Source organism: Anaerobiospirillum sp. NML120449 (genome assembly GCF_023051105.1).
Lineage (GTDB): Bacteria > Pseudomonadota > Gammaproteobacteria > Enterobacterales > Succinivibrionaceae > Anaerobiospirillum.
Map to the genome: position 1 here is coordinate 176049 of NZ_JALKIL010000005.1, position 9803 is coordinate 185851.

Consider the following 9803-nt stretch of genomic DNA (forward strand, 5'->3'; position numbering starts at 1 on the left):
CTGTCCCACAGTCATCGCGCTCAGCTCGTCTTATCTTTCCCGTCAGCTTAAGTCATCACAGCCTCGTCCCATAATACGGCCTCCATAATCTGAACAGTTAAGCCCAAAGACCGCGCCTCCTCACCAGTCCAGCCATGCCCATTTCCCGGCATCCATATGGCACTGCATGGCATTGCCCTGATACATCACGGCATGGCATGACGTGACATGACACGGCTCCGGCATGGCACTGCCATGGCGGAGTCAGCCTGCAGGCAGTGCTCTGGCCGATTACCTGGCCCCAGGTCCTGGCCAGGCAGGCCCTGGCCTGGCTGGGACCTGGCTGGCCGTGAACCATAACGGTCAGGAATTGCACCTCAACAGACAGCTTCGGATCCGTAGCTGTGCAGACCTCGTAAGCTGATGTGTGCGGCGCTAAGATAGACGCTCCTGCAGTTAAGAGTGCCCGATTTATTTGCCCGGGACATGGCGGGGATCTGTTTTTTTGGCCAGGAGACAGCACATGGACGCTTTAGCTATTGCTCATAAAACCATTGTTCAGCAGAAGCTTGAGGACAGGCAGATGCGTGAAAATCTGGCCGCCGCTATGCACACTATGCAGGCCAACCGCCAGCGTACTATACAAAGCAAATTTATTGACTGGGAGGGACTGCGTGAACGTGGCCGCCAGATTAAGGATGAGACTCTCAACAGTCTGGGCCAAATGCTTGAGACTTTTGAGCGCAAGGCTGTGAGCAATGGTATGCAGGTTCATTACGCCTCCACATCAGAGGATGCCTGCACCATTGTCTATGAGCTGATGCGCTCCCGGGGCATTGAGCGTGTTCTTAAGGGCAAGTCCATGGCCACAGAGGAGATAAAGCTCAACCATTTTTTACAGGAGCGTGGTATTGATGCCATAGAGACTGATCTGGGCGAACTTATTATTCAGCTCAATGGGGAGATGCCGGTACATATTGTGGGACCGGCCCTGCATAAGAACCGCTATGAGGTGGGACAGATTTTCCATGAGCACCTTGGAGCTCCCCTGGAGTCAGACATTGAAAAGCTCAATGCCATAGCCCGTGAACATCTGCGCTCTGACTTTGCCCGGCTGAAAATGGGCATATCAGGGGTTAACTTTGCAGCGGCCTCTGAGGGAGCCCTGTGGCTGATAGAAAACGAAGGCAATGGACGCATGTGCACCACAGCTCCTGATATCCATGTAGCTGTCTGCGGTATAGAGAAACTGGTACCAAGCCTTGAAGATGCCGCTACCCTTGCCCATCTGCTTACCCCGTCAACTACAGGTCAGCTTATCCCTGCCTACTGCAATATCATCACCGGTCCGCGCAAGGCAGGTGAAAAGGACGGACCACGTGAAGTCCATGTCATATTGCTTGATAACAGGCGCAGCTCCCTGCTTGCTCACCGTGAGCTCCACGAGGCCTTACGCTGCATACGCTGTGGCACCTGTCTTAACTTCTGCCCTGTCTTTGACAAGATAGGTGGCCATGCCTACCGCAGCATCTACACAGGACCGATTGGCGAGGTCATCACCCCTAATATCTTTGGCATCAAAGAGCATGGTGAAATGCTCTCACTGTGCACCCAGTGCGGCCGCTGCTCCGAAGTCTGCCCGGAAAAGATTCCCCTTGCCCGGCTTATCCGCCACCTGCGCGCCATACGCGCAGGCCAGATGCCCGGCATCCCTCAGCCCTCCCAGGCAGAGAGCGCTGCGGCCACTGCCGCCGCATCTGCAGCCGGGCAGGCTCATTTATCCGCTGACACGACCCCTTCCGCTGCCATTGAACTGCCTGCCTCTGGTGGAGCAGCCGATGCCTGCCCTGGCACAGACAAGGCCCTGCCTGAACAGCAGGCCACCGCGCAGCAGCTGTCGGCTCTTCAGGCACCACAGCTTTCAGATGACGGCTCAAAGGCTGAAAGAATGGCTGTTGAGCTGTACGCCCGTGCAGCTGTAAACAGCCAGCTGTGGAGCATGGGAGCCGCCTCGGCTGTCATGTTCAACTCGATACTCAAACCTGTTCTCCCGCATACCCCGGGCATTAAAGGATGGGCCCGTTACAAAGAGCTGCCAAAGCTGGGCACCTTATCAGGCCTGGTCAAAAAAGTACGCGACCTGCCAGACGTGACCGTTGAATAGGACAGCACCCAGTCATGCTGCAAGGAGTAACGACTAAGCGCCCTTGCCAGTTGCCACTGCCATGGCTACAGGCCCACGTCCACGTCCCAGGTACTGCCTGGCCCAGGTCCAGGCCCACATTCAGTGGCTCAAGCTCGGCCGTTGCCCCAATGGCTGGCTCTGCTGGTGACTGCTGGCCAGGGCCATAGCCATGTTCTCATGGCCCGCTCTGCTCGTGGCAGCTGGCCCGCATCCAGGGGCTCAAGCCCGGCCGTTGCCCTCACTGCCCAAGTCCGGTCATGGCTGATGGCCATGATTTTGTCCTGATAGCCATGCTCCTGGTTAAGAGCCTGGTCCTGGTGCAGTCAACTCACAAAAGGCATGGCCGACAGCAAGCGATCCTGTTGCAATCCCCTCCAGCAGCACAGGAAAATCCCTATCACTCCCACCTGCACAGGCAAGATCACAGACAACAGGTCCGACATATTCTCCCAGCCTGCAAGCACCTGTGTCCTTTGCAGGGCCTTACCTGCAACTGAGCACCCTGCACTGTTACACCTGAGCGGGTATCTTTCCTCTCCAATAAAGCTGGCTGCCCCTGCCATAGCCTGATGCAGCACTGCATAGCCCGGCCATCAAACTTAGAGCCAGGGCTGCATTTCCCTCAACTGCCTGACTTTCAAAGATCCTGCTTTCCAGGCATCACAGTTGCTTTCCATAACCAAACATACAGTGACCACAGGAATACGTACTTGAGACAGGCCTTGCCATGGTACCAGCATGATCAGACTGTCCTAATCCACCAGCAGTCCTGTACATACTGCTGCCCGAGCAGACTGTCCTGTTCCACCATCTCTCCTGTATATGCAGCCGCACGCGCTGCTCTCAGGACAGCAGCATGTATGACTGTTGCTACTGGGCACTGCAGTCATGCCTGGACCGTCCATGGACTGGCCCTGGCCGCACCTGCGATGGCCTTGCAGGGCCGGGCTGAACAAATCACTGAGCTCCAAGGAATATGGTATCACTGATGCCGGGCTAACCTCACTGGAAGGCACCACAAGATAATCCCCGGCATATGGCCATGGAAAGCTTTTAATCATCCTGGCAGCCAGGGCTGCATGGCTGCATGGCATCATTTGCTGGCTCATCTCCCGCCTGAATCTGATGACAGCCGTCAGAATAAGATATGGTTCTGACCTGGCTCTGTCCTGCCTTTGCGGGCCTTTATGAGAGATGTAGCCCCGTCTGTATGCGCCATGGATGATTTGAATATGCTTATTGGGGCAGCAGAAACATACCTGGCTGCACCATGGGTTTAACAGGCTTTACCAGGCTTTTCCATTGATTTACCAGGCCGTATCCAGATCGTGCTCAAGGTAAGTTAATACGCCGCATAATATGCCCCATGTGACACAAGGACTGTCATCATTATGAATTACGAACTGGAGGCTGCCCTTGCCCTGGCAGTGCCCAGTGCGCTATTGTGCAGCTTCAGCTCTGCCGCTATGACAGTCCATTGCGGCACCACAACCTGTCAGTGCAAGGTAAGCCCATGCATCAGGGCAACAGTACCGCTCCAAATGCAGCTCAAATGCCGCCCCAATTGCGGCTGTCCAATGGAAAGGTCAGAGACAATGGCTACTGGATGTCAAACGCCTTTGCTCAGACCTGCATACACCTCAATTGTCAGAGCAGTCGCTATATGCTCTGTCAAACGGGCTTACAGTCTGTTATCCCGTGAATCTGCAGGCATACTGGACTGATGATTACCGTGAGCTGAGCTTAGGGGCATGGACAAGCTATGAGCTGTTATGCTGCTGGCAGTCAGCAAGACTGACACTGGCCATTCTCAAAGTTAGGCACAGTCAGCCCCAAAAACTGTGCTCATGGCATGGAATGAAATCTGAACTGCAGCTGATGAGCTTACTTATAAGCGGCGGCAGCCGCAGGAGCCTATAATGCCTGGTTGTGCAGGGAATAAACAGTACAGCCCGGATGCGGGCTCAGGCAGGATGCGGCCTCAGGCCTATGATTGCTCAGGCTGGTGATGGTTCAGGCAGGTTGCGGGTTCAGGCAGGTTATGGCTCAGGCAGGTTGCGGGGTCAGGCAGGTTATGGCTCAGGCAGGTTGCGGGGTCAGGCAGGCGATAGCTCAGGCTAAACTGGCAGTGAAGCTTGTGAAACAGCTCCTGCCTGGCAAGCAGTTATTTTTGGCAAAGGGAGGGCATGGTTCTCTTCCCTGTTTTGGAAAGCAATGGCATGGATAATAATATGATGATGCAGCTGCTTAAGGACTATGCTCATGCCCGAGACCGGCATGAGCAGCAGCGCGTGCAGCGGCCATGCAATCTCAATCTCTTTTCCCTTTTTGGTCTGAGCACAGATGAGCGTGCTCACAGCAGATTTATCCATGCCCTGCTAAGCGATCCTCACCATGGTGAGGATCTGGCACGCATGCTGGTAAGACAGATTCAGTTCCGCATGCTCAATCCTCTGGTAACAGTAAGCCTGAAAGATCCTGAGGAAAGCCAGTGCCTGCAGCCTGATAATGATGATGATGCCGAAGATCAAAGCAAAGAACTGCCAGGCTACAACAGCCCACAACTGAACGCCACAGCCCGCAGCAGCTGCACCAGCCAGCCACAAGATACCCAGGCACTATGCCCTTCAGCAAGGGCTGCAGCAACCTGCGCAACTGATACTGGTGCCGCGGCTGGTGCCGGTGCAGGGTATGATGGCGATCAGGACAGTTCTGGTGCGAGCCTTTGTGCTGACCTTGCTTCGACAGTGACCCAGTTGGCAGCTGCATCTGACAGCACTGTCTGTCATTGCCCGGACAACACAGTTGAACACAGCAGGGATGAGGCTGTCGCAGACAGCTGCCAAAACGTCCCTGGCCACCTGCACAGCAAGGGCTGTCCAGCAAGCCACAGCATCCCTGGCTACCTTGGCAACAATGTCTGTGCTCCATCACCTCTGTGCAACTATATTGCCCCTGAGGGAGCCGTTTTGGGCACAGCTGTATCTGCAGCTGCATCTGCAGCTTCACCCGCAGCCACGCTTTCTGGGACAGCCAGCGCCAGCTCATCCCGAGTATCTGAGCTTTGCGAGCCTGGTGAAACTGAAAATGGCAATGACATCCTGACCGGCCTGTACCAGGGCAATGACTCTTCTTGCCATGCAAGGCAGGCAGCCTGCGGCAGCCAGGACGGCAGTATCGCCAAGGACTGCAGCACTTGTGGGGCTGGCCATGGCCAAGTCCATGATCAGGATTCTGAACAGGGTAATACTCACTATAGCCAGGCCGATGCAAGTGAAGCCCTGACGGGCAGCCTGAAAACAGGCGCATGCATCTGTGCAGCTCATGAAGCTGCATCAGCTCAGTGCCCTGACCACAGCTGCTGCAGCAGCTGCAGCAGCATTACCTCAGGCAGGGCACTGCATGATGCAGCGAAGTCCTGTGACATGGCGCCATCAGGTTATGCCCGGAGTAAAGAGAATACCGGGATAGCTGGTGATGCCGACATATCTGCCAGTGCTGGTACCGGGAACGCAGCCAGGGGTGACGCCGGGAACGGCGCCAGTGCTGTAGCCGGGAACGCGGCCATGGGTGACACAGGGAACAGTGCAAGTGCTGTAGCCGGGGACGATGACGGCAACGTGCGGGATGAGGGCCGGGCTGGGGCTAATCTTGAGGCTCACTTCGGCATGAAGTTCAGACTGCTGGGTGCTCATTGCGAATACCTGACCTGCGATGATGAGGGGCAGCGGGGCTTTATTGATATCCTCATTGAGGCTCAGGTGCCTTCAGGACGCCTGGCTCTGGTAATAGAAAATAAGATTTATGCTTCGGATCAGCCCCGTCAACTGGCGCGCTACTGGAGAGGACTTAAAAATCAGGGCTGGCTCAATGAGGAAATTGTCCTTGTCTATATCACCCCTGATGGACATGCACCAGAGCAGATAAGCCTTACAGGACTGCCTGCGTCAGTTGCCGGATCTACAGTATGCATGTCATGGCGCGATGATCTCATCAAATGGCTGGAATGCTGCCCGGGACATCTGAGCCTGCCTGTACGTCTTGAGGACTGTATTAACCAGTATAAGGAGCTGCTTGCTGATATGAGTGACAACAACACAGTAGACCCGGTCGCCGCATCATTTGCTCAGTCCCTGCTCGATGACAGGCGTATGCTGGGGTCTCTTTTTGATATGGGTGATGTCTTAAGCCAGGTGCGCGCCCGGCTGATGAGCCTTTTTTGGCAGGATCTGAGTACAGCCCTGAAGTCAGATTTAAGTACCCTGAAAAAGACTGTGGCACAGCCTGAGCAATGGCTGCTGCAGCTTGAGCCTGATGACAGCTCATCCTTACCATACCTGATGGATATCTACAGCTCTGACTGTCCTTGCTGCTCGTCACTGTGCCTGTGTATTAAAAACCTGCCTGATGGCAGCCGTATCGCCTTTAAGGTCGAGTTTTACGAACAGATGTATTACGGCCCTGTGCTCTTTGATGCCCATGGCCAGCAGGTAGAACGTCAGTTCATTCACCTTACTGACAGCTTTGCCTCTTTGCTTGAATACCTTGGCTATACGGCCAGTGCACGCAAGACTGACGGCTTTATCAACTTCCGCTATCTGACCTGCAACCTTGAGCAGCCGCACAGCAGCGACAGCAGTATCAGAAGGGACAACAAGGACAGCAGACACATCATGGACAGCGGCACCGACGAGCCTGACTTTTACCGCATGGACAAGTCTCTGGCTCTGTGCCTTGCAGACGATACCCGCCGCCGTGCTCTGGCCGCCCATATCTCAGGGCAAATCTGCTCTGACCTCAAGGCCATGTGCGCTATCCCCGACTGGGTCACCATTTGACAACGGCCTGCAGCCAGTCATGGCTCAGTTCCCCAAAGCGGCAAGGGCCACCATACCGTCAGTCATAACCTCCTGTCAGATCCAGTAATCAGGACTGTCGGCAACGGCTGCAGCGCTCAGATGCGCCGGCCAGGCTGTCCCCAGGCCTATGGCTTGCCGACTGGCCCATGGTCGCAGGATGGACGGCTGGCCGGTCCTGTGGGCCGGCCCTGTCAGCCGGGCCGGATGACGACTGCAGGCATGAAAAAACCCATGCCCCGGAATAGCTTTCCGGGCAGCATGGGTTTTGTGAATGTGCCTGAGCAGCCCGAAGCTGCCTGCGCTTACTTCTTGTGAAGCTGACGGGCACCCTCGGCAGTGGAGACTACGAGATCAAGGGTAGACTCGCCATCAGAAGCTGCCTCAACACCTGCACCTACGGCACCCTCTAAAATTGGGGCATCGGCAATCTTGACGCGGGAACGTAATGGCTCCTCGAGCATGGCAATAGCGGCCTGGGAGGAAATAACACCGGAGCCCAGATCAGCTAAAACTACTACGCCCTCACCCTGATCAGCCTTTCTGATAGCGTCCAGAACCTTCTGAGGATCAGTGCCAAGGCCGCCCTGAGCATTGCCGCCAGCCGGGAAAATAGGCATAGGAGCACCATCTCGTGAGGAGATCTGCTGAACCATGTCACAGATGCCTTCAGCTACCTTAGTGCTGTGAGAGACAACAACAATACCAATCATAAAAACTCCTTGATTCTCCAGAGCTGCCATAAAACAAGGACACTCTGACCCCTGGTCAAAGATTCCTTACATACCATGTGTATTTTATCACTGATTAGCCCGGCCCCGTACCTGGATATGACAAAATCACTTATCCCGCCCCACCTGACAGCAATTCAGCCCGCAAAGCCCATTAATACGCGCTTTAGCGCCATGCTTGTATACCAGTCTGCCAAAGCTCTCCTGTCATACAGGCAAGCCCTGGCCGCTGCCACACAGCTGCAAACAGACAATCCGAAGCATATGGGAAGGTAAACGATTACATCCACAAACCCCAAACAGCCCGGTCACCAGCACCAGCTCAGCAGAAAAAATGAACCTGTGACCAGCCTTACAGACCATGCCTGACAACACATTATGGTCATGATAGTCAGGCAGCGCAGCACTCATCGCCGCTCAAAGCAGGCACTGGCATCCAGTCAGCCCAGCCGTACCAGACAGCCCGGCACCAGGTCAGCCCAGACGACATCAAGCCGCACAGCAGCACAATGCAGTGCCAACAGGCCAGCATCAGGCGCGCATACATCGGGCACAGTCAGCTGCTCTGCAGCTGCCAGCCCCAAAGCATTCTCAGTACCCTTACCAGCGCCATAGGGCAAAAAGCACCATGGCGGGCGGCACATGGCCAGAACAGCCGCCATACGGCAGCCGATCAGCCTTAAAGTCAGACAAGTGCCCTGCAAAGCCACAGCTGTAAGTACCTGACTCGCACAACGACAGGGCCTGAACTTACGGCCAGTCTGACAGAAGCCTGCCTGGCCTGCCAGACTAAGCCGGCTCAGCTGCCGGGACGGTTCTGGAACCACTAATCGGGCATCCAGTCCCCCATGTTCAGCATAGCACAGCAACATTGAGACTAAGTGGACGGGAGGCACAGTCGTACAACCAGTAGTGCGCAGCCCGTCAGGACGGGCACGCCCTGCCTGTACAGGCAGGACTGGCCAGCATGGCTGAAAGGCCGGGCCTGGCAGGGCTGAATGTGCCGGCCCGGCAGCTGCTTTCTTCATCCATCTGGCCAGGCTGCTTTATTCATCCATACGGATGAAAGAGGAGGTCAGCGGCAATGCACATCAGGAAAATTAAGGTCAGGTCCCAGGGATATCATCCCCTGAGATGAAGTGGATAAAGTACAGGGAAAAGACAATTGAATGGCAGGGCCTCAGGCTGTAAGGATAAATGCCCGGGCATGCCGAAACAGTCAGCTCAGGAAAAGAACAATCACTAATTACCACAGCCGCAGCTTCCAGGACTTCAGGCCCTGAACAGCCCTGCATACCATCACAGTATGGCTGCAGATTACGGCTCAGTGCAGTATAGCGCACCGTATCGCTGCTGATAAAGAGCACGCGGCCCAATACCATGACACTTGTCAAACTTTGACTGCCAGCTCACAGCCCTGGTCATTTACGTACACGCGCACGGTCAACATCCCAGTCCAATACCCGTCTGCAGCCAATACGTATGGCTCTCAACGTATCAGGCATCTCCCCACACCCGCTGACCACAAAGCCGCAGCTGTGACGCAGCTGTGCCGCATATCTGCCTCCCACCAGACGGATGCTTCACCTTAATTTGAAAGAGTGATGTTGCCAGCCGCCCGTTAAGACTGTTTTGGGTGGCAGGGAAATAGAGAAAGAGGGAAGTGAGAAACGCAGGGAGGTGAGCGTCGAATTTGGCTGTGCAGGGTCTGGCCTGGCTGAATTGAGCATTCAAGTTGCGCATGCTGGCTGGCAGGACAGCAGCCTGCATGCGCAAGGCAAGGGCCTTTGCCTGGTAAAGAACCAGAGCCCAGCCATAATTACTGGCCGGGTCACAGCTCATTGAGCAGTCAGTACGGTGTATTTCATAAGTCACCAGACAGACTGTCACAGCTTGCCAGAGGGCCGCCCGGCAGAGGGCAGGGCCTACGCACAAAGCGTGAAATTTGATCCAAGGATCAAATTCGGAAAATAAAATGTGATACCAGGATCACTTTTTAACAATTTAGATTCACTTAAAAACGAGATTTTGATCACATAGTAAAAAATTTGC

3 protein-coding genes are annotated in these 9803 nt (G+C 55.1%); 2 read left to right on the forward strand and 1 reads right to left on the reverse strand.

Annotation, left to right across the window (positions count from 1 at the left end; all coding sequences use genetic code 11):
- The first annotated feature begins 502 nt into the window (after nucleotides 1-502).
- Together MXE41_RS02855 and MXE41_RS02860 are read left to right on the forward strand one after the other, a co-directional pair.
- Entirely contained in the window at nucleotides 503-2143 is a 1641-nt protein-coding gene (locus MXE41_RS02855) for a LutB/LldF family L-lactate oxidation iron-sulfur protein (RefSeq protein ID WP_247099290.1), read from the forward strand.
- A 2240-nt stretch (nucleotides 2144-4383) separates the two neighbouring features.
- Complete coding sequence (locus tag MXE41_RS02860) at nucleotides 4384-7002, forward strand: PD-(D/E)XK nuclease family protein (RefSeq protein WP_247099291.1); 2619 nt, start codon at nucleotides 4384-4386, stop codon at nucleotides 7000-7002.
- Between the two features lie 323 nt (nucleotides 7003-7325).
- Here the strand turns inward: MXE41_RS02860 and dhaM are convergent, their stop codons facing one another.
- Nucleotides 7326-7733 (reverse strand): dihydroxyacetone kinase phosphoryl donor subunit DhaM, encoded by a 408-nt coding sequence (gene dhaM / locus MXE41_RS02865; RefSeq protein ID WP_246977618.1) that lies wholly within the window; start codon nucleotides 7731-7733, stop codon nucleotides 7326-7328.
- Nucleotides 7734-9803: the final 2070 nt, after the last annotated feature.